Raw genomic sequence first — 26,550 nt, 5'->3', positions numbered from 1 at the left:
ACCCTTCCGCATCGCCTTGTCTGGCTCCACCTCAAACCTTTCTACTCCGGGATGCTTCCAGCAATTCTTGAAGAACTCGGGCTTGGGGTGGTTTTCGAAGAATTTACCGAGGTTTTCCCGGGGGAACTTTCCCCTTCCTCCCCCTTCCTTTCCCTTGCGGAGAAGATTCTCTGGGCAAACGAAGTTCTGGCAAGTTTTAAGGGACGCACCTCGCGCATCCTCAGGGCCCTCAAAACGTATGACGCTGAAGGAGTAATACAGTTCACCCAGTGGGGATGCCGTCAGAGTCAAGGCATGAGCGCCATTCTGCGCCAGAAAATCCTCGAGGCAGGATATCCAGTTCTTCTCCTTGACGGAGACCACCTCGACAGGCGCCACGGGGGAGAGGAACAGCTACGTACCCGCCTTGAAGCCTTCAGAGAAATGCTCAATTAGCGAGAGGGATATTACAGCTTCAGGGACCTTGCAAAGCGCAAAGGAGTTCGCTACCATTCCCTTACAAAGGAGAGAAGGAGGTTGCGCCATGTACCGGGTGACGCTCATACCGGGAGATGGAACTGGACCAGAAATCGTCGAAGTGGCAAAAAGAGTCATTGAGGCCACAGGAGTACCCATCGAGTGGGATGTCCAAGAAGCAGGTGCTGAGGTCATTGAGAAGTACGGCACTCCTCTCCCTCCGCAGGTTCTCGAATCCATCAAGCGGAACGGTGTAGCCCTCAAAGGTCCCATCACCACTCCCGTAGGTACGGGGTTCCGGAGCGTCAATGTGGCTCTGCGCAAAGAACTCGACCTTTACGCCTGTGTCCGACCCTGTAAGACCTACCCAGGGGTTCGTTCACGGTACGAGAATGTGGATCTCGTCATCATCCGCGAGAATACCGAAGACCTCTATGCAGGAATCGAGTTCGAAAAAGGACAGCCAGAAACCTTGGAGTTCATCGCCACCGTGGAGCGCTTAGGAAAGGGGAAGATCCGCCAGGATTCAGGAATAAGCGTAAAGCCCATTTCCGTTTTCGGTACGGAACGCATCGTCCGCTTTGCCTTTGAGTACGCCCGCCGGAACGGACGCCGTAAAGTCACCGCAGTCCATAAAGCCAATATCATGAAGTACTCGGACGGGCTCTTTTTAGAAGTTGCCCGGGAAGTGGCAAAGAACTACCCGGATATCGAGTTTGAAGACCGTATCGTTGACAACATGTGCATGCAGCTTGTCCAGAAACCCGAGCTCTACGATGTTCTTGTTCTCCCCAACCTCTACGGGGACATTATCTCTGATCTTGCAGCAGGACTTGTGGGGGGACTCGGCGTTGCTCCGGGAGGCAACATCGGGGACCACTACGCCGTCTTTGAGCCGACCCACGGGAGTGCCCCAAAGTACAAGGGGCTCAACAAAGTGAATCCCATTGCCACGATTCTCTCGGGGGTCATGATGCTCCGTCACCTCGGCGAAAAAGAAAAAGCGGACCTCCTGGAGGAAGCCGTGGCTTCAGTCATCAGAGAGGGAAAGAAGGTTACCTACGACCTCAAATCTGACCCAAATGATCCTACGGCAGCAAAGACCTATGAGGTGGGTGAGGCAATCATCGAAAAGATGGAGGAGCTGAAAAAAAGGTGAGAGTGCTCCTTGTGCAGCCTCCTTCCCCAGGGATTTACGACTTTATAGGTCTCAAGCTCCCTCCCCTTGGCTTAGCGTACCTTGCAGCCTCATGCCGCAAGCGCCACACGGTGGCCATCGTGGACCTCCAGGTGGAAGAGAAAAAACGCTTTCAAGAAGAGCTCAAAAGGTGTGATCTCGTGGGCATTACCGCCACAACGAGCACCTTCCCTGAAGCTCTCAAGATTGCCCGGGAAGCAAAGAACGCCGGACGCATCGTGGTCATGGGAGGGTACCACGCAACGTTCCAGGACGAAGAAACCCTCCGGAGCAGACTCGTGGACTGTGTCGTCCGGGGCGAGGGGGAAGAAATCTTTGTGCTTCTCCTTGATGCCTTAGAGAATGGGGTGTCTCTGGATGCCGTCCCTGGCATTTCTTTTCTACGGGATGACGCCCTCATTCGGACTCCCTCCCCCCTTCCCCCACAGGATCTCGACGCTCTGCCCTTTCCTGCTCGAGACCTCCTCAAGCTCTCCAAGTACTGGATGACTCAACTCGAGGGGGAACCGCTTGTGAACGTGGTCACAAGTCGGGGATGCCCTTTTGCCTGCACGTTCTGCGCTTCGTCCCATTTCTCGGGGAAAAAATGGCGAGCCCGTTCCCCGGAGAACATCCTCAGAGAACTTGAGATTCTCTACTTTGACTTTGGGTTCCGGGCCATCGCCTTCGTGGATGATAACTTCACCCTTGACCCCAAGCGGGTGGAGTACCTCTGCGACGAGATGGAACGGAAGAGCCTAAAGCTCAAATGGTGGTGCTTTTCCCGAGCCGATACCATTGTCCGGTACGAGACCCTGGTGAGAAAAATGGCCAAAGCTGGCCTGCGCATGGTGTACCTTGGGCTTGAGAGCGCCGAAAAAGCTATCCTTGAAGATTACGGGAAGCAGCTCACGACCGAGGTAGCGAGAAAAGCCGTAGAAATCCTCCGCAGGTACGGGGTAAAGAGCTGGGGTTCCTTCATCCTTGGAGGGCTTCGAGAGACCAGGGCCACCGTCCAGAAGACCATTGAGTTTGCCCGAAAGATTCGCCCAGATATCGTTCAGTTCTCGCTCCTTACCCCCTTCCCTGGAACGGCGCTCTTTGAAGAGCTCACAAAAGAGCGTCGCGTCCTCAACCTCCCGTGGTCCCTTTTTGATGGAGCCCATCCGGTGGTGCAGCTTGACACCCTGAAGCCTCAGGAACTCCGTCGGCTCCTTTTCAGGGCGTACTTTGAAGCCTACCGGGGCCTCCATGCCATTCCGCAGGTTGTGCAGTTTGCAAAGAAACTGTGTTTCACAAAGATTCCTTTCCTCTCCCGTATGAAAGAGTACTTCTACTTGAAGGAGCGGATGCGTCGTGAAAATCCTTCGCTTTCTCTGCCCTGATCGGAATACTCCAAGCTGGGGGGTTCTCGAGGAGGGAGATACTGTTGCCGAAATCACCTCTCCCTTCGGAGAGGCAAAGAGGACGGGAAAGAAATTCTTTCTCAAGGACCTTCGCATCCTTCCTCCGGTCCGTCCGAGCAAAATCGTTGCCGTCGGTCTCAACTACAAAGACCATATCGCCGAGCTCAACTCACCCGTCCCCGAGAACCCCATCCTCTTCCTCAAGCCCTCAACATCAGTCATTGGACCGAACGAACCGATTCTTCTACCGCCTCACTCCCAGCGGGTAGATTACGAGGCAGAGCTTGCGGTAGTCATCCGCAAGAGAGCTTTCCGGGTCAAAAGAAGTGAAGTCCACGACTACATCCTCGGGTACACCTGCTTCAACGACGTCACCGCTCGGGACATCCAGGCAAAGGACATTCAGTGGACCAGGGCAAAATCCTTCGACACCTTTGCCCCCCTTGGCCCCTGGATTGAAACCGAAATCAACCCTGCAGACTGCACGGTGCGTTCCTTCGTGAACGGGGTCCTCAGGCAAGAAGGCAATACCAGAATGCTCCTTTTCCCCGTGGAAGAGCTCGTTGCCTTCATCTCTGAGGTTATGACCCTTCTTCCCGGAGACGTCATCGCCACCGGGACACCTCAAGGCGTTGGCCCTCTTGCCCCCGGAGATGTGGTTGAGGTGGAGGTAGAGGGCATCGGTACCCTGCGCAATCCCGTTGCGGTGCGGTAGCCATGGGCCAGGTCCTCGGGCTCATGTTCATCCTCATAGGGCTTGGGTTTTTCCTGCGGGTTCTTGGGGTATTTCCGCCCGAAACCGCTCCTCTCCTCAACCGCTTCGTCCTCTACGTGACCTTTCCCTGTCTTGTTTTCCGCTCCCTCCAAGGGGCAGAGCTTGACCGGAGACTCTGGGGCATTCCTCCCTTAGCCTACATGGCCATAAGCCTTCTTTTTCTTTTCTCCTTTTTCCTTGGGACTCGGCTCTTCCGCCTTTCTCCAAGAAGGGCTGCAAGTTTTGCCATGGGAGCCGCCTTTGGGAACACGGCTTTCCTCGGATATCCCTTTATTCTTGCCCTTCTCGGCGAAAAGGGTCTCCCCCCGGCCATTTTCTACGACCAGTTAGGGAACTTCCTCTCGGCGTACACCGTAGGGGTGCCGTTTTGCGTTTTTGGGAAAACGGGGAGATTTTCCTCCCGTAACGTTGTTGAATTCCTGAAGCTCCCACCTTTCAGCGCCTTCCTCCTTGCCCTCGCCCTGAATCGCCTGCCTCTTCCGCCCCTTCTCTCAAGCGTCATCAACCGCCTTGCAGACGCCACAATCCCCCTTACCATGGTGGCCATTGGCCTCTCTCTTTCACCCAAAAACCTCTTTAAAGAAGCGACGCTTCTTGGAAGCGCCGCTCTCTTGAAGCTCTTCCTCCTTCCCCTTGGAGCCTATGCCCTCACCCGGTGCGTTCCCCTTCCCCCTCTTTTTGCAAAAGTCCTCGTTCTCCAGTCGGCAACGCCAACACTTGTGAGCTCGTACGTCTTTGCCTCTGTGTACGAGCTTGACACCGAGCTCTCCTCAAGCATTATCTGCGCAACGACCCTGTTTTCCCTCGTCACCTTACCCCTCTGGAACCTCCTCCTGCACCCGTAGGAACACCCGCATCGGTCCGGCGGTGAAAATATCACTCTCGGCTATTGCCTCAAGAACTACCCTTCCCTCCCGCTTCTCAAGCTCCCGAGTCACCTCACTCAGGTTGAGCGCCGAAATGACCCCAACCTTTCCCTCCTGAGAGAGAACCCCCTTCTCAACGCCGAGAATATTGAGGTCCCGAAGCATCTCGGCAAGGATGAGGTCGGGATTAGTCCTTCCTCTCTCCAGGGTGACCACTTTCCGGAGGATGACTTCCCCCTGAGAAAAAATCTTTTTGTTCTCCTCAAGGAGGAAACGGGCAATGACCGGTTCCCCCCGCAGGGTATTGAGGGCAGCAACAAGGCGCACCACGTACTCTCCACTTCCTGAAGAGAGCTTCGCAACCGCTTCTTTAAAGTTATCCTCCTGAACGAACACCACCCCTCGCCCTTCCCGATCCTGTCCAGCTCCCCGAGCCTGGGCGATGACCGTAGCCCGTCGAATGAGGGAAAGGAGGAAATCCTCTGCTTCGTCCTCAGGAACACCACCTTGCGCCACCACCCGGAGGATTTCCTCCTCATCCCGAAAGACAATTTCCCCCTGGCGTACGGCTATGAGGTTCGCCCGCAGGCGGGTGAGCTCCATCTGGAGCGACTGGATTTCATCCTGGAGGGTTTTCCTCTGCTTTTCCAAGGTAGTAACGTTCTCCTGAAGCGACCGCACCTCTTCTTCAAGGCTTGCCTTGGAAAGGGAGAGTTCTCTCTCCTTCTGGGAGAGGGTAGCCACCTGCTCTTCGTACATGCGCACGGTCTCTTTCATGCGCTCAAGCTCTGCATTCCTTGCCAGAACCTCCTGGTTGAGGGACTCAAGCTTTCTCTTGAGTTCTTCCATCCCAAAAAGGGCTGTTCGTACATCCTTGGAAGCCATACTCAGAATGGCAAGGGTCACAGTAGAGATGAGAATCCCTGTGACAATGCTCACAAGAATCGCCGTGTAGCGAGGACGAAGGGCAAGCAGAGAAAGCTTCCGTTTCCCAACCCTCCGGCCCAGGAAATCCCCAACATAGGCAATGACTCCGCTCAAGAGAAGGAGGACAAGGATGAGGAGGAAACTCGTTGTGCCCATTCTTTCACCTCACTATATTCTGTTCCGCTTCCAGAGGAGCATACCGCCACCGAGAGCCCCGATGACATTCGTTACCCAGGTACCCCAAAGCGGTGAGAGCACCCCTCCTTCAGCAAGGGTGCTCATGATGGAGAAGAGGACATAGTACCCGAAAACAACAAGAATACTCAGGCCAATCCCCAAGGCCTTCCCCGAGCGAGGAGAAGTGACTCCTAAAGCCACACCAATGAGGGCAAAAACAGGAGCCGCAAAGGGAATGGCAGTCTTGTGCCAGAGAAGGATTTCAAGGTGCTTCGTGTCCTGCCCCCGGGCCTTCTCTCTCTCCACGTAAACCCGGAGCTCTGAAAAACTCATCTCCTGAGGTCGCTTCTTTGTCTTCAGGATTTCTTCCATGGTCTCACGGGTTTTCGCCTCTTCACGGGCAAAGCGCACCACTCGCTCAACCTCTCCTTTATCGTTCACCTCGTAGTACACCCCGTTCTCGAAAACCCACCGGCCTTCGGAAACCCTCGCCCGTTCGGCATTAATAATGCGCCGAAGCTTTTCTCCCGTGTACTCCTGCACCACAACTCCCTCAAGAAGGGCGTTCCTTGCATCCACTTCTCGGACGTAAAAGAGACGTTCCACTCCTTCCTCTGAAGCATCCCGAAAGAAGGTCCGCTCCGCCACAGGCCAGGAGGAGACCATCCCTTCCTCCCACACCTCCTTGAGCTTGAGCGCCGAGAGAGGAAGGGCAACTTCCTGGAGGACGATCGTCCCCGCACACACCCACAGAGAAAAGAGGAAAAAAGGGAGGAAGAACCGAAAAAGGCTCACTCCAGAGGCACGGAGGGCAACCACTTCGCTGTCCCCGGCCATACGCCCAACCACAAGGAGGATACCCAAAAGAAGAGCCATGGGGAGAACGTAAACAAGGAGCTGGGGCAGGCTCAGGAAAAAGATTGCCACCACCTTTCCTCCCGGTAACCCTTCCCGGAGCCACATCCGGGCCAGCCGAAAGAGGAGGTCCCCGGCGCTCAGAATGGCCACAAAGAGGAAGACCCCAAAAAGAAACGAACCACTCGTCTGCCGAATCACGTACCGGTCAAGGGTATGCATTACAGGTTGAACCGCTCCCCGAGGTAGTACTTACGACTCAGCTCTGACTGGATAATTTCCTGCGGAGTGCCCGAGACAAGAATTTTCCCCTCGAAGATGATGTAGGCCCGGTCTGTTATGGCCAGGGTTTCCCGGACGGCGTGATCGGTGATGAGGACTCCGATGCCTTTCTGCGCGAGACCCCGCACGATGTTCTGAATGTCCTCAACGGCAATGGGGTCGATGCCGGTGAAAGGCTCATCAAGAAGGATAAAGGACGGAGAGGTCGCCAGGGCCCTTGCAATCTCAAGGCGCCTCCGTTCCCCTCCCGAGAGGAGGTTGGCCACCGATGCAGCAAGGTGCGCAATACCGAATTCCTCAAGGAGTTCGTTCCGCCGCCGCACAACTTCTCTCCGGGGAAGCCCTTGCATCTCAAGGACAAGGTCGAGGTTCTCCCGAACGGTGAGCTTTCGAAAGACCGATGGCTCCTGGGGCAGGTACCCAATCCCCATTCGGGCCCGCACGTACATCGGGAGATGGTTGAGCTCAAAATCGTCAAGGAACACCTTTCCCCCCGTGGGACGGATAAGGCCAACGAGCATGTAGAAGGTTGTGGTTTTCCCCGCCCCGTTGGGCCCAAGGAGCCCTACGATTTCCCCCCTTCGGACGGTGATGCTGACCTCGTTCACCACCCGTTTCTTGCTGTACTCCTTGGTGAGTTTTTCCCCAGAAAGAACATTCCAGTTCCGCTCCATCACTTCTTCTCCTCAAAGGGCATGAGGAAAATCTCCACGTTCCCTTCAACCTTCACCTGAGAGGTATCGAGGTTTACCGTAATTCGTTCCCCCCGGAGGAGGTTTCCCTCCCGGGATATCTCCGCTTCCCCCTCAAGGATAAGGACATTCGTCCCTTCAGTGTAGAGAGCCCTCTTTGCCTTTCCGCTCCACCCCTCTCGGGACACCATGACATCCCGTCCCTGCCACCTTCGAGTCGCAAAGACGTACTCCGCTTTCCCAAGACGCACCTCAAAACCCCGTACCAAAAGGACGGGGTCACCTGAGAAGGTGGCCACACCTTTCCCAAAGTCAAAGAGCCCTTCCTTTGCCGAGAAGGTAAGGTCTTGGGCTTTTCCTTGGAAAGACGTAACCCGAAGGGTGTTCGTCCTCCGAGAGTACGAAAGGCTCTCCATCCGGGCTTCGAGATTCCCAAAAGCTGCCCGTACTTCCCCCTGGGTTTGGATTTCCTGGGTCTTGACATCCACCTCAAGCAGAGGGCAGAAAATCGAGAGATCCCGCCAGCTCAAGGTTGCGTCACGGGCAACAATCTTTCCACTCTTTTCGTCGTACTCTGCTTCCTGCGTCCGCACAACGAGGAGGTTCTCCTCTTCTCCCCAGAGAGGACATCCAGAAAAGAGGAGGAGAAGACAGAAGAATCCGAGAATCCACCGCCTCACCGTTTTTCCATCTCCAGTCGCACCACCACATTCCCCCGGAAGCTCGCCCTTCTTTTGGCTACATTATAAACCAGTTCGTCACACTGCGCTGAGAACTCCCGTCCGGAAAAAGTAACCCCTTCCATGAGGAATTCCTGCGCTTTTCCTTCCCAGACGAGCCGTTCCCCCCGAAGGTATTCCCCTGTCTCTTTCCGGCGAAGCTCCACCTTCTCCAGAACGACCGTACTCGTTGTAAGGTCCACCGTACCGGAACCTGCTTGCACCTCGTAGAGAGGGCTGTCTCCACCAAGAAAAGCTCCCGAGATGGAGAAAAGTGCCACGGTGTCGTCGTGCTTTTCAATGCGGGGAGCTTGAAGGGTCCATTCCTTTCCTCTCTCGGTGATTTTCGCCACCTCTGCTCCTTCAAGGAGAACCGTGACCCTCTCTACCTGCTCTCTGGAGGGCTCCTCAAAGGCCACCGGGCGGGGAAGGACGAAAAAGTACCAGACGAGAAACCCCAAAAGACCAAGGGAAAGGATAACAGCCCCGTTACTCCTGAGCGTCATCGACTAAGAGGTAGTACACGCGCCGGAAACCCTTCTTTGCCAGAGAAGAAGCTATAGCCTTTCCCTCTGCATTCGAAGCGGCAAGGATAACGTACGCACTTTGGGAATCAAAGGAAGAGAAATCACTGTCCTGGGATACCTTCTGGTACCGGAAACCGGGAGTCTCCGGGAAAGGATGGGTACCGTTTTCCCGAAAATCCAAAAGCGTAACCTCTTTCAAAACCACAGGGAGGTTCCGTACCTCAGCCGGCAGCAATCCCCGAAACCAGAGGATGCGGTCGAGCTTGCGGCGGATGGTGGCCTCGTCACTCCCTCCAAGAATCATATCGGCAATCTTTCCCTCAGGGTCGATGAAAAAGAGGGTGGGAAGTCCAAGAATCCGGTATGAGAAACCAGTCTCTCCCTTGGCATCAAGGAGTACCGGGAACGAAATGCCTACCCGCTCGGTGAACTTTCGCACGAGATTCTCCGGCTCTTGAAGGTCAATACCAAGGACAACGAGAGAGGCCTTCTTGTGGTACTCCTTGTAGAGCTTCTCAAGGAGCGGCAACTCCTCGGCGCAGTACGGGCACCAGGTGGTGAAAAAGGTCAAAAGGACAGGTTGCCCCTGAAAGTCAGAGAGTGCGTACTCCTTTCCGTCAAGACCAGGGAGACGAAAAGAAGGTGCATCCTGAGCACGAGCAAGAGAAAGGGCAAGAAAAGAAAGGAGAAAGACTCCGAAAAGTACGACGAAGTTCTCAACTTTCATGGTGACCTCCTTCACTCTTTTGGGGCACTCTGGAAAATTCCCTTGAGGGCTCGGATCATATCTTCCGAGGCAAAGAGGGCTTCCTGGTTCTTCCGAACAAGGGACTGATAGAGCTCCTCCCGGTAGATGGGGACATCAGGGGGAGCAAGGACTCCGAGGCGAACCTTCCCCCGCTCGATAGCCACGATTTTGACCTCGATGTTGTCCCCGATGCGGATGCTCTCGTTAACTCTCCGGGTTATGACGAGCATCGACTTCCGCTCCCTGCCCCTTGAGGACGAGGGGATGGTAGAGCGTGTACCGTTCATCCTCAAGAATGATTTGCTTACCCATTTTCAGAGTACAGTTTATCACAAGAGGGGCAAGAAGGTTAACCCCTATCTCTTGAGGCGAACGGACGTTCATAATGGCAAGGACAACGACCTCGTCACTTTTTGTGATGCCCAGGGCTTCGCACTCGGCAGTGGGAATCTCAATCTCGTACCCCGGAAAGCAAACGAAAGGATCGCATACGGCAAAGACTACGTCTTTATCGTCCACGCTCTGGAGCCAGAAAAAACCCCGGTCCTCCAAGAGAAGGAAGCGGCGAAGGTGTTCAAAACCCGGAATACCCCAGGGGAAAAGGAGAATTTTGCTCTCCTCGACTTCAATCTCACCGAAGTACCGCGTTGCGACCTTCATCGCAGGAAATCAAGAAGGGTGGGCTGCAGAAGCCGCGCCGCCGAGGCAAGGGCCATCTGGTAAACACTCTGGTGCTCCTGGAGCTGCACCACAATCTCAGCCACGTCGATGTCCTCATCAAGGGAAAGGAGCTTTTTAAAGTTCAACTTGAAATCCTCAAAACGGCTCAGGGCATTCTCCATGCGAAGCGTGCGGGCACCGACTTCAGCCCGAACTTTAAGGAGAAGGTCTAAGACCTCATCAATCCGCTCAAGGTCTTCCCCCGAAATGCGCTCGACCTCGTTCCCCTTGAGGTGCACCACAAGGTCCTGCACAACCTTGAGGATTCCAGAAGCTCCACGGGAGTTTGTCGCTGGAATGTTCCCCGAACCGTCGAGGAGCCCCCAGTCCTGAAGTGGTGTTCCCGAAACAGAAACATCCTCAAGGACAAAAGGTTCCTCGGTCCTTGAGCGCAGAAAGAGGCGCTTCCCATCCGTAAAGGCGTACACGGAATCCTTGAGACTGGCATCGGTGTTGATGCGGCGGACAAGGTCGTCAAGGGTAGTCATGGTTGCGTCAATCTCGATTTCCACCCCGTTTATGGAGAAACTGTTCCCAGGCGTAAGGGTAATCCCTTCCTCACTCCAGGCCTCAAATCCCCGGAAGAAAACCTCATCTCCCGGAACCCCAAGCTCCATAACCACACCTTCCTCGACTTCGCGGCGGATGGGGGCACCATTCCCCTGGTAGACAATCTGCCCATCCCGGAGGGCAAAGGGGACCGTGAGGGTTTCAGTCCCCGCAAAGATGTACCTCCCCGCATAGCTCGTATTGCCAACCCCGATGAGTTCCTCGAGGTACTTTTCAACCTCTGTGGCAATCATCAGGCGGTCCTCAGAAGTCAAGGTACCGTTAGCTCCCTGAACAGCCAGGGTCCGAATCTTCTGCAGGAGTTCTGTAGCCTGGTTGAGGCTCGTATCCGTGAGGTTGAGCCAGCTTGCTCCATCCTCAGCATTGGTAATGTACTGCTCGAGCTTTCGAATTGAGGTTCGCAGGAGCAAAACGTGGTTCAGCTTCACCGGATCGTCTGAGGGACGACGGAGGGTTTTACCTGAAGAGAACATGTCCTGAACCCGCAGGAGACGCCCGGTGATGCTGCTTAGGTTCGTCATGACCTGGTTGGTGATCATCCGATGGGTTACACGCATACTCTCACCTACTTGATTCTGTTCACCACGGTATCGAGCATGGCATCAATCGTCCGCACAAGGACTGAAGCTGCCTGGTACGCGTACTGGTAGCGGATGAGGTTGGTCATCTCCTCATCTAAGGACACTCCAGAGACCGACTCCCGGCGGTTCTCAAGCTGCTGCACCAGGGCCTCCTGGTTCTTTGCAATTCGCTGAGCCTCTTCCCGCTCAACGCCCAAGCGGGAGATAATTCCCCGGTAGTAGTCATCAGGATTTGCACCACTCACAACAGGTTGACCCCGAAGCTGGGCAATCGCCAGGGCGTTCTCGCCATCACCCGGGGCACCACTCAAAGAAGCGGCGATTTTTGCGGGATTCTCAAGAATCTCGGGATTCACAGCAAGGTCTTTCGCTCCGGTCCCCAAGAAGAAATCTCCCCCCTGAGCAGGAGGTTCCTCAAGGGTGAATCCTCTCTGGTGCACTGCATTCACCACGCCCCTGAGACCCTGGGCAAGGGTGTCGATGGCCCCTGGTACTCTGGGACAATGGTATCCCGAAGGTCAAGAATCGCCTTGAGTTCTCCACCCTGGTAGGTGAAATCAATCGCAGGACCATCCGCAAAGACCACCTGGTTCATGCCCGAAGCATCAACCGCAAGGTCAAGGAAGCTCCGCTCCCGGTCGCTTGCCAGGATTCTTCCCTGGAGAACAATAGTGTAGGTACCATTTTCATTCTCCTGGACCTGGACCTTGAGAACCTTGGAGAGGTTGTCCACCAAGACATCGAGCTGGTCCTTGTAGTCGTTGATGTTTCCTCCGGCCGGAGCCACGCGGACAATCTGCTGATTGAGGTCGTAAATCTGCTGAACGTAGGTGTTGATTTCCTGAACCTTGATGGCCACCTTCTCGTTGAGCTCTTGTCTTTGCGCCTCAAGCTGCGCATAGGTGTGGTTGAGGGCTTGAGCAAGGAGGCTACCTGTTTCGGCCACAAGTACTCGAGAGGCCTGGGATTCGGGGAACTTGGCAAGTTCCTGCCAGGTGTTCCAGAAACGGTCGAAAATCTGGGAAAGACCGCTTTCCTCACTGGGTTCCCCAAAAATCACTTCAATCTGCTCCAGACCCTGGTCGATGGTATTCCAGTACGCCCCGGTGCGGGATTCCTGGCGAATCTGGAGGTCGATGAACTTATCCCGCATCCTCCGGATTTCATCCACGTCAACTCCAAGGCCAATGTTCTTGAGGTGGGGAGGAACAAAAAGACCGCTCAGGGGGACCGTTTCCTGGACAAGGTGAGGAACCTGGCGGGTGTACCCAACGGTATTCGCATTGGCTATGTTGTGGGCCGTGACGTTCATCGCCGCCTGGTGCGTCTGCAGAGCTTTTCGGGCAATCTCAAGTCCAAGAAAGATGGTCCGCACGGCACTCCCCCCTATACGACCCCATCGATGAGGACACCGCGAACACTTCCCTCATACCAACCCCTGCGCAGGGAACCGTAGGGATTCTCCTGACGCTCCGTCTCCCGCAGAAGAAGTGAGAAGACCACACTGATGTAGTTGAGGATATCCTCAATGAGGATGGCATTCCGGCGGTTGAGTTCCCGGAGTTCTCGAACAACCATCGTCAGCTCTTCCCGAACTTTCTGGAAATCCTCCCGGAGATCCTCATCCGCAAGTTCGATGACTTTCGAGAGACTCAGATCCCCTGCATCGGGGAAAAAGCGTTCCGTCAGTTCCGTCCAGATATTCTTCAGGCGTTTCTCTACGCTACAGGTCTGGAAGACAAGGTCCTCTTCTTGCTCGAGGAGAGGCACCAGAGCCTCAATGTTGTTGGTAACAAGAAGATTTTCCTTCTTTCGAGCAATATCCAAAAGCTCTCGCTGGAGCTCAAGTTCCCTCCTGAAACCCTCAAGGAGGTACGCAAAGTACTCACGCGGAGTGGTCAATGCGCTCTCCCTCGCTCACGATGAAATCAACTGCTTCACGGTAGAGCATCTTCCGGGCAATCTCCACACCACTTGGATGGTACTGCCCCTCAGCAATTCGCTCTCGAAGATGAGCAACAAGCTCTTGCCTCACGGGAGGAATCTCCTGGAGTCGCTCTTTCAGGACGCTCGTTTCCTGGGCTTTGGGAGAAAGGGTGAGAGAATCCTCCCGGGGAGACACACAAGAGAACTCTTTTCGTTTTTCCTCCTTCATCCGCTCAACGTACACCCGGAAGAGACTTTCAACCTGATTCCCCGAGATCTTCACATCCTATCCCTTCTTTCCCTGCTTCTCTACCCTTTATATCGGCTCTCCCTCCATTTTCTTTAGTCCTTTTCCCCCCTCTTTTTCAAAATATCTTTGAAGTAGAAATCGGGGCCTCGGGTTTTCTTCTCCTCCACGCCCTGAACGAGCTGGGCGACCTTTTTGCGGCATTCATCGCACAGCCTTCCTGAGCTAATGGGCTTCCCACACCGCTCACAGAAGAGCTCAGCTATGGGTTCCAATCCCTCTGCTACCTGGAGACGCCCCTCCTTAAGGAACTCAAGAATGGTCTTTTTGTCCACACCGGTAGCCTCGCTCACCTCTTCAAGACGTGCCTTAGGGTGCTGACGGAAGAACTCTTTGACCTTTTGAAATTCTTCCTCTTCCTTCTCAAGGCAAGCAGGACAAATATCCCGGTCGATGACCTTTTGGAAAATCACCCCACACCGCTTACACCTTGCCAGAGTCACGAAGCTTCTCCCCCCTCATGAGGCGCTCAAAAAGGAGCCGGCCCAGTCCAATTCCCCCCTGATGCGCAGCCTTTTTCGCCACTTCCTCGACCAGGAGTTCTCGAAACCACATCTCCTCTTGGCTCACAAACGAAGGGAAGAGGGGCACAAAAGCCCTCTTCAGCACAAATCCCAGGAAAAAGGCCTCAAAGTCACTGCAGGCCTTTTGCAACATTTTCTGCGATTTCTCTTTTCCTGTCAAATGTGCCGCACCCTGATTTTCGATACGCATCACTGAATCACAAGCTCCCCCTGGAGGGCTCCCGCTTCCTTAAGGGCCTGGAGAATGGCGATGAGGTCCCTTGGACTTACCCCTAAGGCATTGAGGACCCGCACGAGGTCATCAATGGTATTCCCCGATTCCACCCGGAAAAGGCGAGCCTCCTGCTCTCTCACTTCGACTTCCTCCTGAGGAACCACCACCGTCTCTCCTGGGGAGAAGGGTGGAGGCTGGGAAACCTCGTACTGAGTCCTGATAGTCACGGTGAGATTCCCATGCGCTAAGGCTACCGGAAGGATTCGAACATTTCCTCCAATGACAATGGTTCCGGTTCGCTCATTCACCACGACTCGCGCCGGCATATCCGGCTCCACGGGAATTTCTCCCACCAGAGCAACAAGCTGGGGCACCCGGTTCTTGTACCCCTCGGGGATGCGGACCTCTACGCGGTTAGCGTCAAGAACCCTTGCCGTATCGCCACCGAACTCAATGTTGATGGCTTGAGCAATACGGGATGCGGTGACGAAATCGGGATTCTTGAGGAGAAGGGTAAAAGTACCTCGAGCGGCATCGAAAAAGGTCGTTTCCACCGTCCGCTCCACAATGGCTCCATTTGGAATTCGACCGACAGTGGGGTGATTCCGCTGGACCTGAGCTCCTCCCCCGGCTCCCGCAGCAAAACCTCCAATGGATACCGGCCCCTGAGCTACAGCATAGACCTTTCCATCCACGCCTTTGAGGGGCGTGAGGAGCAACACTCCTCCCTGGAGGCTCTTCGCGTCTCCCAGAGAGGAAACGATGCAGTCAATTCGCTCCCCGTTCTGGGCAAAGGGTGGGAGTTCTGCAGTCACAAGGACTGAAGCCACATTCCGTGAGCGCACAAGCTGGGAATCCACGGGGATACCGAACTTCTCAAGGACGTTACTCAGAGCCTGATTGGTGAAGAGGCTATTCTGGCTGTCCCCAGTTCCCGAAAGCCCCACCACAAGCCCGTATCCTACGAGCTGATTCCCCCGAACACCCTCAACCTCGGTGATGTCCTTGATACGGGTAACCTCTGCCCAGAGAGGGAAGGAGAAGAAAAAGAGCACAGCGCCACAAAGCCAAAGGCAAATCCACCGCATGAGCCTTCCCCCTCAAAAGAGGATATCCAGAATGGAACCGAAAAATCCCTGGAGCATCCCCAAAAGCCCGCTCTGTCTTTTGGGCTTCAGAGTCCCTTCAAGGCGAATCACCGCATCCATCACCCGGGTTGAAGAGATGGTATTCTGAGGAGAAAGGAAACGGGGGTCGATGATACCTTCAATGCTCATCGTCTCCCGCTCCTTGTTGAGGAAAATCTCCTTTTTGCCTGCAATCCTGAGGTACCCATTCTCGAGAACTTCAACAACTTGACAGGGAATGGTTCCCCGCAGAGTCACACCTCGGTTATAGGATCTTTCGCTACTCTGGGAGCTCCCGTGGTCAAGCTGGGCCGGAGGGATGAAATCGAAGATGCCCTGTCCCGCCTTGAGGTTCACCTGAGTGGTGTTGCTTCCTTGCGATGAAGCAGAAGCTGTCCCCTTAGCATTTTCCTCAAGGACCACAACCACCATATCTCCTACATTTCTTGCCCGACGGGCTATGTATGGCTCTGAAAACCACGCATCATCTCGCCAGAGGGACTCACCAAAGGCAGCTCCTCCCAGGAAAAGAAGACTCGCCACAATACATACCCTAAGCCACCTCATCGGACCACCACCTGCACCGTTCGCTCATCCACAATGACACCCTCCACCCGCTTTCGCGAAGAGAGGTTCTCGACGATAATGGTATCCCCCAAGGACCCCTCGCCTCGCGCCTTCCCGGTTGTCGTTACCACAATACCCCCGTACTCGGCAACAAGGGTTACGAGATCTCCTCGTTTCACGAGAACCTCCTTACCCAAAGCATCAGGGGTTACAATCTCCCCTGCGCGCACAGCTCGGCGGAGAGGTTTTCCGAGAACATCAGCAACATCCTTCAGGGCCTTTTCGTTCTCCGGTGAGAGCACTTCAAGCTGGACCGTTACGTCCTCCTCCCCAAGGGTCTCTCCTCTTGCGAGATTCCGCGCTGCCCGCACCACCGACCGGCGCACCAAAGGGGTGAAACGAACCTCTACATCTCGTGTTCCGCTCTCGTCCACAAGAGTTGCACTCTGCGTCCCCCAGGGTTTGAGGATAGCAGGGAGAACGATCCCGAACTCCGGCGAGGGGAAGACAATTCTATCTTTTCCAGAAAGGGTAACGTCGATTTCCTCCGCCCAGGGGAAGCGTTCCCGAAGAGCAGAACGAATTTTCTCCTCGACCACTTCCCTTGCAAGGAGTACCCCTTCCACCTGCACCCGCACCGAAGGGGCTCCGGAAAAGTAAATGTAGTCAAGGCCGGGAATCCTTCGTTCCACAACACGGTTGTAAATTTCTCGGGGTGAGATGATTCGCTCCCCTCCCGGTGGAGGAAGGACCCCAAGGCTGAGTTTACGCAGGACATCCTCCCATCGGGGATTGGGATAGGAAATTTCGGCAACGTCTCCAAGAGTCACGGTTTCCCCGGAGAGAGTCACCGACTCCTTGAGGTTTACCTCAAGGGTAAGGGCGAAGGCAAAACTCCCAAGAAGGAGTACCCCAAGCCCCAAAAGCCCAAACCACCGGGACAACCCCATCACCTCTTCATGTTGTTCGTAATGCTCATCATCTCATCAGCTGTCGTTACCGCCTTAGCGTTGATTTCGTACGCCCGCTGCGCGGAAATCATGCGGATCATCTCCTCCACAATCTGGACATTTGAGGTCTCCAGGAACCCCTGGGCAAGTGTCCCAAAACCCTCAAATCCTGGAGTCCCCATTTGAGGTTCCCCTGAAGCAGCGGTGGCAACGTAGAGATTCCGGCCAATGCTCAAAAGACCGGCCGGGTTGATGAAGCGGGCAAGCTCTATGACTCCCACTTCTTGCGGCTCCACCTCGCCGGGCATTTTCACAGAAACCGTCCCATCCTGGGCAATGGTGATGGATTCAGCACCCTGGGGAATGGTGATAGGAGGTTCAAGAGGAAAACCGTCGCTGGTGACGATTCTTCCCTGGGCATCGAGCTTAAAGGACCCATCTCGGGTGTAGGCAACGGTTCCATCAGGGAGAAGGACCTGGAAAAATCCATCCCCTTCGATGACAAGGTCCAGGGGATTCCCCGTTTCGTAAATATCCCCCTGGGAAAAGATTTTTTGGATTGCTGCCGGACGAACTCCAAGACCCACCTCGATTCCAGAAGGAACCTGAGTTTCTGGAGACGTAGGAGTCCCCTTGAAGCGGATAATCTGGTACATGAGGTCTTGAAAGTCAACCCGGCTCTTTTTGAATCCCGTGGTGTTGACATTTGCGAGGTTGTTGGCAATAACATCAAGGTCGAGTTGCTTGGCCTGCATGCCTGTTGCCGCCGTCCATAGCGCCCGAATCACCTTCTCTCCTCCTCTCCTTTAGCCAAGACGTGGAATTTCATTCACCGCTTTTCCCAAAGCCTCATCCTGGGTAACCACCGCCCGCTGGGCAAGTTCGTACCCCCGAAGGGCTTCAATCATCCGCACCATGGCCTCCACGATATCGAGGTTGGATTTCTCTAAGAATCCCTGGTGGATGGTATACCCTGTGGCTTCCTCAGGAAGCACCCCTTCCGGAGCCTGGAAGAGGTTTTCACCCTGCTTCTCAAGGAGTTGGGCATCGGGGAAGCGGACAACTCGGAGCCTCCCAACGAGCTCTCCTCCAACGCGCACATTTCCCTCTTCATCGACAACGACTTCCCCTCTCTCAGGAAGCACAATGTCTCCTGCCTCTCCCTGGACAGGATACCCCTGAAGGGTTACCAACCTCCCATCGGCACCTCGCGTGAAGTTCCCAGCTCTCGTGTACGCCACGCCTTCCTCAGTCTGCACCACAAAGAACCCCTCACCCTCGATGGCAAGATCAAAGGGATTCCCCGTTGCCTCGAGTCTCCCCTGGGAGAAGTCAGTGGAAAAATCGACCTGAGGCTGCACCGAAAGAGGAAGGGTACCGACGAAAGCCGGGTTTTCCCGAGAGGCAAAGCGGAAGAGTTCTGCCTCATCCTGGGATTCTACGGAAAAGGCATCCTTTTTGAACCCTGGAGTATCGATGTTGGCGATGTTGTTCGCAATGATACTCTGCTTGATCTCATAGACGTTGAGTGCCGACAAAGCGGTGTAGATTCCTCGAATCACCGTTCCACCTCCCAGGAAGAAGGGATAAATATGCTTGCCAAAGAGGGGGTATCGAGGGCTACTTCTTCAAGAAGACTTCTGAAAAGTTTGCAAAGAGCTTCTCCCGGATTTCCTCGAGAGTCTCACCCCGAAGTTGGGAAAGGAACGTTGCAACCTCTACAAGGAACGCCGGCTCGTTCCTCTTGCCTCGTCTTCCCTGGGGAGGAAGGTATGGGGCATCGGTCTCGAGGAAAAGACGCTCAAGAGGGACGGCTCGAGCCACTTCCTTTAGTCTTGTCGCCTTAGGATAGGTTACCACGCCTCCAAAGGAGATGTACCATCCTCGAGAGAGGACCTCTCGAAGAAAAGTTACATCTCCAGAAAAGCAGTGCCACACCACGGGGATGTTCTTTGCCCTCTCGGCAAGTATCTTGAAGACCTCGTGCTCAGCCTTGCGGGAGTGGACGACAACAGGGAGATGGTAGTGCTCGGCAATCTCTACCTGAGCGGTGAAGACCTCCTTCTGCTTTTCCGCATACGTCGTGTCCCAGAAGTAGTCAAGACCAATCTCCCCAACGGCAAGAATCTTCGCTCTCTTCAGGAAATCTTCAAGGAAAGAGAGGTCCACCTCCTCGCCCCGGACCTCCTGAGGGTGCACACCCACGCATCCGTACACCTCAGGATACAGGTCCACGAGTTCTAAAACCTTCTGAGAGGACTCTAAGGAAGTCGCCGCGGTAACGATGCGTTGAATCCCTGCCTCCCGGGCACGGGCAATAACCTGAGGGAGGTCCGAGGCGAAAGCCTCGTCGTCGAGATGGGCATGGATGTCGACCCAGAAGGTCATCGAACCCTGCTTCCTGGGGCAATATCCCGGTCGACAGTCACAAGGCTCACGTTGCCCTGACCGTCATCGGCGGCAAGGAGCATGCCCTGGGATTTGATCCCCCGGATAACCGCGGGTTCAAGATTGGCAACCACAATGACCCGTTTCCCCACCATCTCTTCCGGAGCGTAGTACGGAGCAAGGCCGGCAACCAGGGTCCGTTCTTCATCCCCGAGGTTAACCCGAAGAACCATAAGGGCCCGAGTTCCCTCGACCCGTTCTGCACTCACAATTTCTCCAACCCGAAGGTCGATTTTCTGAAAATCCTCAAGATGAATTTCCTGCAAGGCCACTGAACACACCTCCTCTATCCCTCAAGACGGGGGAAGAGGGGCTCGGGTTGCTGTACTACGAAAGCCTCCGGTCCCTTTCCCCAGTCAAGGAAGGGCACAAGGTTTTTTTCGCCGAGTATTCCTTCCATTCCCAGGAATCCAAGGAGCCTTCGCGCCGTCTCGGGCATGAAGGGCAAGATGAACACCGCAAGGATTCTCCCACAGTCCAAAAGCCGGTAGAGGACCCGATCGAGCTCTTCCTGGAGGCTTGGGTCTTTGGCCATGCGCCAGGGGGCCTTCTGATCGAGGTAGCGGTTTCCAAAATGGACGAGACGCCAGACTTCTCCCAAAGCCTGGGAAAAGGCAAATCGTTCCATGGAAACCAAGAAACGCTCCCGAACCTCAGAGAGAAGCTCCTCCCACTCCCGGTCCTCATACCCCGAGGGGCGAGAAACTCTTCCATTTCGGTACCGCCACACCATGCTCAGCGTTCGGTGCACCAGGTTTCCGAAGTTATCCGAAAGGTCGGCGTTGCACCGCTCGATGAAAGCCTTCTCGGAGAAATCGCCATCAAGGCCAAAACTCACTTCCCGGAGTAAAAAGTACCGGAAGCGGTCCACCCCGAATCGCTTGATGACCTCAAGGGGGTCGACGACATTCCCCTTTGACTTTGACATTTTCTCTCCGTTCACTGTCCACCACCCGTGGGCAAAAACCCGCCGGGGAAGGGGCAAGCCCGCCGCAAGGAGCATACTTGGCCAGAGAACCGCATGGAAGCGGAGGATATCCTTTCCCACAAGGTGGTGCGCCACGGGCCAAAAGACTTCAAAACGCTCTTTATCCTTTCCAAATCCGGCAACAGTGAGGTAGTTGATGAGGGCATCAAACCAGACGTAGATTGTGTGGTTCGGGTCCCCGGGAACGGGAATCCCCCAGCGAACCCCTGCCCGGGAAATGCTCTGGTCCCTGAGACCACCTCTCACGAAGCTGTAAATTTCGTTGAAGCGGCTTTCAGGCATGACAAAGTCGGGGTTCTTCTCAAGGTACAAAAGGAGAGGCTCGGTGAACTTCGAGAGCGCAAAGAAGTAGCTCTCCTCCCGAAGGCGCTCAAGGGGCCTTCCACAGTCCGGGCACACAAAGCGCCCTTCAAGTTGCGACTCCGGCCAGAAGGTCTCGCAAGGGATACAGTACCATCCCTCGTACTCACCCTTGTAGATGTACCCCTTCTCCTTAAGGAGCGCAAAGAAGGCCTGGACGGTCCTCTCGTGCTCTGGGTCTGTTGTTCGGATAAAGACGTCGTAGGAGATGTTCATCCTCTCCCAGAGGTCTTTGAAGCGAACCACGACCTGGTCCACAAGCTCTTGAGGCGTAAGCCCGGCTTCTTGAGCTGCTTTTGCGATTTTCTGCCCGTGCTCGTCTGTGCCGGTAGAAAAGAGGACCTTTTCACCCATCATCCGGTGGAAGCGAGCAAGAACATCGGCCGCACAGGTTGTGTACGCATGCCCAATGTGGGGAACGTCATTCACGTAGTATATAGGTGTGGTGACATAGAACGCACACATTGCCTTTCCCCCAGTTTCCGCTTTTGCCCTAATTAGTACCGCACTTTCTTTGGGGTGTCAATCCTTCGAGAGGGGGAAATTACCTTCCATTTGACAAATACTGATATTTTGACTATAATTGGAGCGCTCGTTCCGCTTTCACTTACTATCCCTCCAGAGGAGGTGAGCCTAATGCTTGAAACCACTCTTTCGCGGAGCACGCAATACAAAGGGCGGCACACAAGAGAACCGTGCATCGAGGAAACTCAAAAGCCCTGGGGCCGTTTCATCCGTTACACTCTGAATGAACCCACAACGGTTAAAATCCTCGAAGTCAACCCAGGGGCTTCTCTGAGCCTCCAGTCCCATACCCACCGGGACGAGCTCTGGGTCCTCCTTGCGGGAAAGGCCACAGTAGAGCTTGATGGAAAAGTGCGGGAACTTGAGGAACTCGAACCCTTCTTCATTCCTCGAGGAGCCAAGCATCGTCTCCGAGCCCACAACACTAAAGTTCGGGTTCTCGAAATCTCCTTTGGATACTTCGACGAAGAAGACATCATCCGCTTTGAGGACGATTACGGACGTGCCAAAAATCTGTAAAGGAGGTGGAATCTTATGACCCTTCTCCGGGAGAAAGTAGTCTACTTCTCAACCTATCCCCCCACAGAATGTGGTCTTGCGACTTTTACCCGGGATCTTGCCCTCTCTGTAGCTTCCCAGAGCCTCGTCCCCCCATCAGTCATTGCCATTGAGCAAGGAGGGGAAGAGACTTCAAAGTGGCCCTCAGAAGTCGTTTTCGTGGTACGGAAGAACCAGGAACTCGATTACGTCAAAGCGGCAAAAATTGCCAACGATATTGCTGACATCGTGAGTGTGCAGCACGAATTCGGAATCTTTGGCGGGGAAGAAGGGGAGTTCGTGCTTACCTTTCTGAAAACCCTCAAAAAGAAGGCCGTCGTGACTCTTCACACCATCCTTCCAAAACCAGACCCCAAAAAGCAAGCCATTATACAGGAAATGTCTCAGTACGTAGCGTCCTTCGTCTGCATGAATAGCCTTGCCATCCCCATCCTCGAGCAGGTATACGGTATTCCGGCGTACAAAATCACCTACATTCCCCACGGTGCTCCCTCTGAAATCCCCAAAGATCGGGAGAGGATTAGGAAAGAACTTGGACTTTCAGAACACATTGTCCTTGCCACCTTTGGCCTCTTAGGCCCGGGAAAAGGCATAGAGTACGCCATTGAAGCTCTTCCCCGAGTCGTCCGTCGCTTCCCGAAGACAATCTACCTCATTCTTGGAGAAACTCACCCAAAGGAGCGCGAAAGACGAGGCGAAGCGTACCGTACGTTCCTTGAAGAACGAGTCCACGAATTAGGCCTCGAGGACCATGTACGCTTTGTGAATCGATACCTCTCCTTAGAGGAACTCGCAGACTACCTCGCCGCGACAGACATTTACATCACGCCGTACCTCAATCCAGAGCAGATCACAAGCGGCACCCTCACGTATGCCCTCCACTTTGGGAAAGTCGTCATTTCCACTCCTTACCTCTCCGCCCAAGAAGCCCTCCAAAACGGCAGGGGCATTCTCGTTCCCTTCCGAAATGCAAAGGCCATCGAAGAAGCACTCCTTGATCTCCTTGGCAACCCAAGGAGAATGGAAACCCTGCAGAGAGAAGTTGAAAACCTTGGTGATTTCTACTCCTGGGCGAGGGTCGGAAAGGAGTACGCGTCTCTCTTTGCCCAGCTCGCCCAAGGTTATTCTGCTTTGAGCCTCAGGTAAAGGGAGTGAGAGCAATGTTCTCTGCTTTACAGACCCACCGGAGGACCCTGCCCCTTCGTCTTGACTACCTCGAGGCCCTTACCGACCACTTCGGCCTTTACCAGCACGCAACCTTTGGCGTTCCTGATCTTCGCCATGGATATACCACCGACGATGTCTCGAGAGCTCTCCTTGTGGTTACCCACTACTTTGAGCTTTCCGGGAAAGTACGAGCCCTTCGTCTTCTCAGGAGGTACCTTTCCTTTCTCCAGTGGGCGCAAAGGGACGATGGACTTTTCCATAATTTCTTCGGTATTGACCGAAAACCTGATGACGAAGTTGGATCCGAGGAGTGCCAGGGAAGAGCGTTCTGGGCACTTTCGCGCCTTTTTGCCTCACCTCTTCCTCGGGAATTCAAAGAACCTGCGTGGAGGATGCTCGAACGGCTCCTCCCTCACGTTGCCTCCTTTGCGCATCCCCACTCAATAGCCTTCTTCCTTGAGGGCTTTGCTGCCCTTGCCCGCGCCACAGTACCTTCTTGTCTTTCTATCGGGGAATACACCAGAGCCTTGGGCGAGAAACTCTTGAAAAGGTACTTGGAGCACTCCGATTCCTCCTGGAAGTGGTTCGACGAAGTCCTTACCTGGGGAAATGCTCTGCTCCCTGCTGCTCTCTTTGCTGCCTCTGAAGTCACCGGAGAGAAAAGGTTTCTGGCCGTCGCTCAAGAAAGCTTCGAATTCCTCTCTCAACAGGTTTTCCGGGGGGATATTTTTGTCCCTGTAGGGAACAGGGGATGGTACAGGAAAGGGGGGAATCGAGCAATCTTCGATCAGCAACCCATCGAAGCTTTTTGGATGCTTGTTGCCTCCCTCAGGGCTTCGAAGGTGTACAACCCTGAGGAAAACCGCAAGAGGGCTCGAATCTCCCTCGAGTGGTTCTTAGGAAGAAATGTCCACCGCCTGAGCCTGTACGATCCTGAGACTGGATCCTGCGCTGATGGACTTACCCCTTCAGGGCTCAACGAGAATCGAGGTGCAGAGAGCACCGTCCTGTGCCTTTTGGGTCTCTTAACCGCCCACGCAGAAGCTCTCAAGAAAATCCGCATCCTCTAACCCTTGTTCCCCGGAGTAATCTCTGCGATAATGGGAACGTGGAACGAACCAAGCACGCCCTTAATCCTCGAAGAATTCTCAGGCAGTTTCTCCTTGGAGTGGGCGGGAGTACTGTTGCCCTCATCCTTATCATCCTTTCCCTTTTTCGGCGGGAAGGAGGAGTAATCTTTTCTATTCCCGCACCCCACTACCTCCTTTTTGGTGTTTCCCTCCTTGTCCTCGCCTGGACCTGCGATGCTCTGCGAGTCTCGGTAACAGTACGCCTCTGGAAAAAACGCCTCCGCCTCCGAGACGGTCTCACCGTGGTTCTCTCTGGGTACTTTTTAAGCGGCATTACTCCGGCCAATACCGGAGGAAACGTTGCCGAGATATATGTCCTTGTAAAATCGGGCCTGACACTGGGGGAAGCCACAAGTCTCACCCTTGTCGGAGGAGCCCTCTACTCCTTGAGCCTTGTTTTTCTTTTTCTCCTTTTCTCTCTTTTCTTCCCCGAGGATGTGCCCTCTCGAATTTTCCGCCTCACATCGTACCTCCTTTTCGTGTACTCGGTGCTCATTGGGGTGCTCGCCCTTTTTCTCCGCTTTCCCGGCCCTCTTGTGGTTCTCACCGAGCGGGTGTGCCTTGCCCTCAGCCAGCGTATCCCTCGCCTTGGCTACCTTGCCGAAATTGCCCCCTCCTTTGTGGGCAATTTCCTTGGGGAACTCCGGGAGAAATTCGTCCTTTTCCTCCGCAATCCCCACTATCTCGGGTGGAACATCCTCATGTACTCTCTCCACTTCCTCTGCCTCTTCGGGACGACGTACTTCATCCTCCAGGCACTCTCGGTGTCAGATCTCTCCTGGTTTTCCGTTGTGCGACTCCAGGTCCCCCTCTTTTTTGCCCTCCGCTTCACCCCTGTTCCCGGCGCAAGTGGAGTGGCCGAGCTCTCCTTTGCCTCTCTCTTTGGGCCTCTCCTTGAAGGGGGCAGGGTGAGCCTCCTTGTGTTCTTCTGGCGCCTGTACACCTACTACGGGGCCTTAGGAGCGGGAAGCATTGCCTTTTTCCGAACCTTAGCTCGGTAACCTCTTGCCTGAGAGGTAATTCCTGTAGAGAATATTCCTGTGAACCACATACTCTGGGGCATTGTCGGGAGCACACTGGCAGGTCTGGCAACAGGGATGGGAGCAATTCCTGTTCTCTTCCCCTCTCTCCATTCCCTTTCCCACCGCCTGAAAGATAAACTCCTCGGTTTTGCCGCAGGGGTTATGCTCGCCGCTACAGCCTTCAGTCTCCTTGTTCCCGCCATCGAAAAGGGTGGACCGGGAATAGCCATCCTTGGTATCCTTGCAGGAGCGCTCCTTCTGGACCTCCTTGACCGGGCCATCCCCCATGAGCATTTCGAAAAGGGTAGAGAAGGCCCGGCATCGAAACTGCGAAAAATCTGGCTCTTTGTTCTCGCCATAACGCTCCACAATTTTCCTGAAGGACTCGCCGTAGGCGTGAGCTTCGGAAGTCAGAACATCGCCGACGGCATCACCGTAGCCTTAGCCATAGGGCTCCAGAACATCCCCGAAGGACTCGCCGTGGCCGTTTCCCTCCTTGGAGTGGGGTACAGCCGAAAAAGGGCTTTCCTCTACGCCCTCCTCACCGGTTTTGTGGAACCTCTGGGAGGAGTCCTCGGCATAGGTCTTGTATCCTTTATGTACAACTTCCTTCCCTTTGGCCTTGCTCTTGCAGGAGGGGCAATGCTTTTTGTCATTGGGGACGAAATCATCCCTGAAACACACCACGGACCGTCGGCTCGCTACTCCACCTACGCACTCATGGTAGGCTTTGCCCTTATGATGGGGCTTGACACAATCTTTGGCTGAGGAATTTCCCCACGCCTTTCTGGTTAGAGAAAGAAAACTCTCCGCTTAAGGGGGGATGAGAATGGACAGGTACATCTGTCGCATCTGCGGGTACGTGTACGACCCGGCCAAGGGGGATCCGGATTCCGGCATTGAACCGGGAACACCCTTTGAGGCCCTTCCTCCAGACTGGGTCTGCCCAATCTGTGGGGCAAGCAAAGACCAGTTCGAGAAGGAGTAAGAATTAACCCCCGGGGGGATGTTCCAAAAATAGGGTAACAGGGTCTTGAAATGAAAGCAGGGGAGATGGTAAAACCTCCCCTGCCATGAGGAAGATGAGTGTTGAGGAAATCGTAAGGCTTGTCGGGTTCTTCTACGAGAAGATTGTACCACACCTTCCGAAACCTTCAACTCGAAGGGGAAGACCTCGGAAATTCTCCGACCAAGAGATTCTCTCCCTCCTCCTCGTGAAGGAGATGTACGCCCTCTCCTTCAGGGAAGTTCTCTCCCTC

General features: G+C 54.6%; 35 protein-coding genes. 12 read left to right on the top strand and 23 right to left on the bottom strand.

Annotated elements, in window-relative coordinates; genetic code table 11:
* The 5 genes from H5U36_01535 to H5U36_01515 form a co-directional block, all read left to right on the top strand.
* A partial coding sequence (locus tag H5U36_01535; GenBank protein ID MBC7216865.1) for a 2-hydroxyacyl-CoA dehydratase occupies window positions 1–435 on the top strand: 435 nt, incomplete at its 5' end.
* A gap of 88 nt (window positions 436–523) precedes the next feature.
* Window positions 524–1,615 (top strand): isocitrate/isopropylmalate dehydrogenase family protein, encoded by a 1,092-nt coding sequence (locus H5U36_01530; GenBank protein MBC7216864.1) that lies wholly within the window; start codon window positions 524–526, stop codon window positions 1,613–1,615.
* Window positions 1,612–3,018 carry a radical SAM protein gene (locus tag H5U36_01525; GenBank protein MBC7216863.1) on the top strand — a complete coding sequence of 469 codons (1,407 nt, stop codon included), beginning with the start codon at window positions 1,612–1,614 and terminating at the stop codon, window positions 3,016–3,018. Before H5U36_01530 ends, H5U36_01525 begins: the two co-directional genes overlap by 4 nt.
* The gene (locus H5U36_01520; protein ID MBC7216862.1) at window positions 2,990–3,754 is read left to right on the top strand and encodes a fumarylacetoacetate hydrolase family protein; all 765 of its coding nucleotides are present in this window, start codon (window positions 2,990–2,992) and stop codon (window positions 3,752–3,754) included. Before H5U36_01525 ends, H5U36_01520 begins: the two co-directional genes overlap by 29 nt.
* Before the next feature lie 2 nt (window positions 3,755–3,756).
* Window positions 3,757–4,659: an AEC family transporter gene (locus tag H5U36_01515; protein ID MBC7216861.1), complete on the top strand. Its 903-nt coding sequence runs from the start codon at window positions 3,757–3,759 to the stop codon at window positions 4,657–4,659.
* Here the strand turns inward: H5U36_01515 and H5U36_01510 are convergent.
* From H5U36_01510 to metG (H5U36_01400), 23 genes are read right to left on the bottom strand one after another with little or no spacing between them, the layout of a single operon-like run.
* Window positions 4,627–5,763, bottom strand: coding sequence for a DUF3084 domain-containing protein (locus H5U36_01510; protein ID MBC7216860.1), 1,137 nt, complete (start codon window positions 5,761–5,763; stop codon window positions 4,627–4,629). The genes H5U36_01515 and H5U36_01510 overlap by 33 nt on opposite strands.
* Window positions 5,764–5,775: 12 nt before the next feature.
* Entirely contained in the window at window positions 5,776–6,861 is a 1,086-nt protein-coding gene (locus H5U36_01505) for an LptF/LptG family permease (protein MBC7216859.1), read from the bottom strand.
* Window positions 6,861–7,595, bottom strand: a complete 735-nt coding sequence (gene lptB / locus H5U36_01500) for an LPS export ABC transporter ATP-binding protein (GenBank protein ID MBC7216858.1) — start codon at window positions 7,593–7,595, stop codon at window positions 6,861–6,863. The genes H5U36_01505 and lptB overlap by 1 nt, the downstream gene beginning before the upstream one ends.
* Window positions 7,595–8,293, bottom strand: a complete 699-nt coding sequence (locus tag H5U36_01495; protein MBC7216857.1) for a hypothetical protein — start codon at window positions 8,291–8,293, stop codon at window positions 7,595–7,597. The genes lptB and H5U36_01495 overlap by 1 nt, the downstream gene beginning before the upstream one ends.
* Window positions 8,290–8,838, bottom strand: a complete 549-nt coding sequence (locus H5U36_01490) for a hypothetical protein (GenBank protein MBC7216856.1) — start codon at window positions 8,836–8,838, stop codon at window positions 8,290–8,292. The genes H5U36_01495 and H5U36_01490 overlap by 4 nt, the downstream gene beginning before the upstream one ends.
* Complete coding sequence (locus H5U36_01485; GenBank protein MBC7216855.1) at window positions 8,822–9,586, bottom strand: TlpA family protein disulfide reductase; 765 nt, start codon at window positions 9,584–9,586, stop codon at window positions 8,822–8,824. Before H5U36_01485 ends, H5U36_01490 begins: the two co-directional genes overlap by 17 nt.
* Before the next feature lie 11 nt (window positions 9,587–9,597).
* A complete protein-coding gene (csrA, locus tag H5U36_01480) occupies window positions 9,598–9,837 on the bottom strand; it encodes a carbon storage regulator CsrA (GenBank protein MBC7216854.1) in 240 nt (79 codons plus the stop codon).
* Window positions 9,812–10,267, bottom strand: a complete 456-nt coding sequence (locus H5U36_01475) for a flagellar assembly protein FliW (GenBank protein MBC7216853.1) — start codon at window positions 10,265–10,267, stop codon at window positions 9,812–9,814. Before H5U36_01475 ends, csrA begins: the two co-directional genes overlap by 26 nt.
* Window positions 10,264–11,454 (bottom strand): flagellar hook-associated protein FlgL, encoded by a 1,191-nt coding sequence (gene flgL, locus H5U36_01470; GenBank protein MBC7216852.1) that lies wholly within the window; start codon window positions 11,452–11,454, stop codon window positions 10,264–10,266. The genes H5U36_01475 and flgL overlap by 4 nt, the downstream gene beginning before the upstream one ends.
* Before the next feature lie 8 nt (window positions 11,455–11,462).
* A complete protein-coding gene (locus tag H5U36_01465) occupies window positions 11,463–11,927 on the bottom strand; it encodes a hypothetical protein (protein MBC7216851.1) in 465 nt (154 codons plus the stop codon).
* A complete protein-coding gene (flgK, locus tag H5U36_01460) occupies window positions 11,924–12,853 on the bottom strand; it encodes a flagellar hook-associated protein FlgK (GenBank protein ID MBC7216850.1) in 930 nt (309 codons plus the stop codon). The genes H5U36_01465 and flgK overlap by 4 nt, the downstream gene beginning before the upstream one ends.
* Before the next feature lie 11 nt (window positions 12,854–12,864).
* Window positions 12,865–13,380 carry a flagellar protein FlgN gene (locus H5U36_01455; protein MBC7216849.1) on the bottom strand — a complete coding sequence of 172 codons (516 nt, stop codon included), beginning with the start codon at window positions 13,378–13,380 and terminating at the stop codon, window positions 12,865–12,867.
* The gene (gene flgM / locus H5U36_01450) at window positions 13,364–13,687 is read right to left on the bottom strand and encodes a flagellar biosynthesis anti-sigma factor FlgM (GenBank protein ID MBC7216848.1); all 324 of its coding nucleotides are present in this window, start codon (window positions 13,685–13,687) and stop codon (window positions 13,364–13,366) included. The genes H5U36_01455 and flgM overlap by 17 nt, the downstream gene beginning before the upstream one ends.
* A gap of 59 nt (window positions 13,688–13,746) precedes the next feature.
* A complete protein-coding gene (locus H5U36_01445; protein MBC7216847.1) occupies window positions 13,747–14,154 on the bottom strand; it encodes a MerR family transcriptional regulator in 408 nt (135 codons plus the stop codon).
* On the bottom strand, window positions 14,135–14,428 hold the full coding sequence (locus H5U36_01440) for a hypothetical protein (GenBank protein ID MBC7216846.1): 294 nt from the start codon (window positions 14,426–14,428) through the stop codon (window positions 14,135–14,137). Before H5U36_01440 ends, H5U36_01445 begins: the two co-directional genes overlap by 20 nt.
* Window positions 14,425–15,537 (bottom strand): flagellar basal body P-ring protein FlgI, encoded by a 1,113-nt coding sequence (locus H5U36_01435; GenBank protein ID MBC7216845.1) that lies wholly within the window; start codon window positions 15,535–15,537, stop codon window positions 14,425–14,427. Before H5U36_01435 ends, H5U36_01440 begins: the two co-directional genes overlap by 4 nt.
* 12 nt (window positions 15,538–15,549) lie before the next feature.
* Complete coding sequence (locus tag H5U36_01430) at window positions 15,550–16,143, bottom strand: flagellar basal body L-ring protein FlgH (protein MBC7216844.1); 594 nt, start codon at window positions 16,141–16,143, stop codon at window positions 15,550–15,552.
* Entirely contained in the window at window positions 16,140–17,087 is a 948-nt protein-coding gene (flgA, locus tag H5U36_01425) for a flagellar basal body P-ring formation protein FlgA (GenBank protein ID MBC7216843.1), read from the bottom strand. The genes H5U36_01430 and flgA overlap by 4 nt, the downstream gene beginning before the upstream one ends.
* Window positions 17,088–17,092: 5 nt before the next feature.
* Window positions 17,093–17,881, bottom strand: a complete 789-nt coding sequence (flgG, locus tag H5U36_01420; protein ID MBC7216842.1) for a flagellar basal-body rod protein FlgG — start codon at window positions 17,879–17,881, stop codon at window positions 17,093–17,095.
* 18 nt (window positions 17,882–17,899) lie between these two features.
* Complete coding sequence (gene flgF / locus H5U36_01415; protein MBC7216841.1) at window positions 17,900–18,655, bottom strand: flagellar basal-body rod protein FlgF; 756 nt, start codon at window positions 18,653–18,655, stop codon at window positions 17,900–17,902.
* 58 nt (window positions 18,656–18,713) lie between these two features.
* Window positions 18,714–19,481 (bottom strand): TatD family hydrolase, encoded by a 768-nt coding sequence (locus tag H5U36_01410; GenBank protein MBC7216840.1) that lies wholly within the window; start codon window positions 19,479–19,481, stop codon window positions 18,714–18,716.
* Complete coding sequence (metG, locus tag H5U36_01405) at window positions 19,478–19,813, bottom strand: methionine--tRNA ligase subunit beta (GenBank protein ID MBC7216839.1); 336 nt, start codon at window positions 19,811–19,813, stop codon at window positions 19,478–19,480. The genes H5U36_01410 and metG (H5U36_01405) overlap by 4 nt, the downstream gene beginning before the upstream one ends.
* 14 nt (window positions 19,814–19,827) lie before the next feature.
* Window positions 19,828–21,354, bottom strand: a complete 1,527-nt coding sequence (gene metG / locus H5U36_01400) for a methionine--tRNA ligase (GenBank protein ID MBC7216838.1) — start codon at window positions 21,352–21,354, stop codon at window positions 19,828–19,830.
* 171 nt (window positions 21,355–21,525) lie between these two features.
* Here metG (H5U36_01400) and H5U36_01395 point away from each other — a divergent pair, with 171 nt between their 5' ends.
* The 7 genes from H5U36_01395 to H5U36_01365 form a co-directional block, all read left to right on the top strand.
* Complete coding sequence (locus tag H5U36_01395; protein ID MBC7216837.1) at window positions 21,526–21,933, top strand: phosphomannose isomerase type II C-terminal cupin domain; 408 nt, start codon at window positions 21,526–21,528, stop codon at window positions 21,931–21,933.
* A 15-nt stretch (window positions 21,934–21,948) separates the two neighbouring features.
* Window positions 21,949–23,118: a glycosyltransferase gene (locus tag H5U36_01390; GenBank protein ID MBC7216836.1), complete on the top strand. Its 1,170-nt coding sequence runs from the start codon at window positions 21,949–21,951 to the stop codon at window positions 23,116–23,118.
* A gap of 14 nt (window positions 23,119–23,132) precedes the next feature.
* A complete protein-coding gene (locus H5U36_01385; protein ID MBC7216835.1) occupies window positions 23,133–24,209 on the top strand; it encodes a glycosyltransferase in 1,077 nt (358 codons plus the stop codon).
* A gap of 38 nt (window positions 24,210–24,247) precedes the next feature.
* Window positions 24,248–25,270, top strand: a complete 1,023-nt coding sequence (locus H5U36_01380; GenBank protein ID MBC7216834.1) for a flippase-like domain-containing protein — start codon at window positions 24,248–24,250, stop codon at window positions 25,268–25,270.
* A gap of 39 nt (window positions 25,271–25,309) precedes the next feature.
* Window positions 25,310–26,059, top strand: coding sequence for a ZIP family metal transporter (locus tag H5U36_01375; protein MBC7216833.1), 750 nt, complete (start codon window positions 25,310–25,312; stop codon window positions 26,057–26,059).
* A gap of 61 nt (window positions 26,060–26,120) precedes the next feature.
* The gene (locus tag H5U36_01370; GenBank protein ID MBC7216832.1) at window positions 26,121–26,279 is read left to right on the top strand and encodes a rubredoxin; all 159 of its coding nucleotides are present in this window, start codon (window positions 26,121–26,123) and stop codon (window positions 26,277–26,279) included.
* Window positions 26,280–26,373: 94 nt separating this feature from the next.
* A partial coding sequence (locus H5U36_01365; protein MBC7216831.1) for a hypothetical protein occupies window positions 26,374–26,550 on the top strand: 177 nt, incomplete at its 3' end.

Origin of the sequence: Candidatus Caldatribacterium sp., from assembly GCA_014359405.1 — a bacterium.
Taxonomy (GTDB): domain Bacteria; phylum Atribacterota; class Atribacteria; order Atribacterales; family Caldatribacteriaceae; genus Caldatribacterium; species Caldatribacterium oleiphilum.
The sequence above is the reverse complement of the archived record's forward strand: the minus strand, read 5'-3'. Positions and strand labels throughout refer to the sequence as shown.

What these genes read in the sequence shown, in the direction of transcription:
- H5U36_01530 (MBC7216864.1), top strand. Translation starts at nt 524, where the DNA reads ATGTACCGGGTGACGCTCATACCGGGAGATGGAACTGGACCAGAAATC.
- H5U36_01515 (MBC7216861.1), top strand. Translation starts at nt 3,757, where the DNA reads ATGGGCCAGGTCCTCGGGCTCATGTTCATCCTCATAGGGCTTGGGTTT.
- H5U36_01510 (MBC7216860.1), bottom strand. Translation starts at nt 5,763, where the DNA reads ATGGGCACAACGAGTTTCCTCCTCATCCTTGTCCTCCTTCTCTTGAGC.
- H5U36_01505 (MBC7216859.1), bottom strand. Translation starts at nt 6,861, where the DNA reads ATGCATACCCTTGACCGGTACGTGATTCGGCAGACGAGTGGTTCGTTT.
- lptB (MBC7216858.1), bottom strand. Translation starts at nt 7,595, where the DNA reads ATGGAGCGGAACTGGAATGTTCTTTCTGGGGAAAAACTCACCAAGGAG.
- H5U36_01490 (MBC7216856.1), bottom strand. Translation starts at nt 8,838, where the DNA reads ATGACGCTCAGGAGTAACGGGGCTGTTATCCTTTCCCTTGGTCTTTTG.
- H5U36_01485 (MBC7216855.1), bottom strand. Translation starts at nt 9,586, where the DNA reads ATGAAAGTTGAGAACTTCGTCGTACTTTTCGGAGTCTTTCTCCTTTCT.
- csrA (MBC7216854.1), bottom strand. Translation starts at nt 9,837, where the DNA reads ATGCTCGTCATAACCCGGAGAGTTAACGAGAGCATCCGCATCGGGGAC.
- H5U36_01475 (MBC7216853.1), bottom strand. Translation starts at nt 10,267, where the DNA reads ATGAAGGTCGCAACGCGGTACTTCGGTGAGATTGAAGTCGAGGAGAGC.
- flgL (MBC7216852.1), bottom strand. Translation starts at nt 11,454, where the DNA reads ATGCGTGTAACCCATCGGATGATCACCAACCAGGTCATGACGAACCTA.
- H5U36_01435 (MBC7216845.1), bottom strand. Translation starts at nt 15,537, where the DNA reads ATGCGGTGGATTTGCCTTTGGCTTTGTGGCGCTGTGCTCTTTTTCTTC.
- H5U36_01430 (MBC7216844.1), bottom strand. Translation starts at nt 16,143, where the DNA reads ATGAGGTGGCTTAGGGTATGTATTGTGGCGAGTCTTCTTTTCCTGGGA.
- H5U36_01410 (MBC7216840.1), bottom strand. Translation starts at nt 19,481, where the DNA reads ATGACCTTCTGGGTCGACATCCATGCCCATCTCGACGACGAGGCTTTC.
- metG (MBC7216838.1), bottom strand. Translation starts at nt 21,354, where the DNA reads ATGTGTGCGTTCTATGTCACCACACCTATATACTACGTGAATGACGTT.
- H5U36_01395 (MBC7216837.1), top strand. Translation starts at nt 21,526, where the DNA reads ATGCTTGAAACCACTCTTTCGCGGAGCACGCAATACAAAGGGCGGCAC.
- H5U36_01390 (MBC7216836.1), top strand. Translation starts at nt 21,949, where the DNA reads ATGACCCTTCTCCGGGAGAAAGTAGTCTACTTCTCAACCTATCCCCCC.
- H5U36_01385 (MBC7216835.1), top strand. Translation starts at nt 23,133, where the DNA reads ATGTTCTCTGCTTTACAGACCCACCGGAGGACCCTGCCCCTTCGTCTT.
- H5U36_01370 (MBC7216832.1), top strand. Translation starts at nt 26,121, where the DNA reads ATGGACAGGTACATCTGTCGCATCTGCGGGTACGTGTACGACCCGGCC.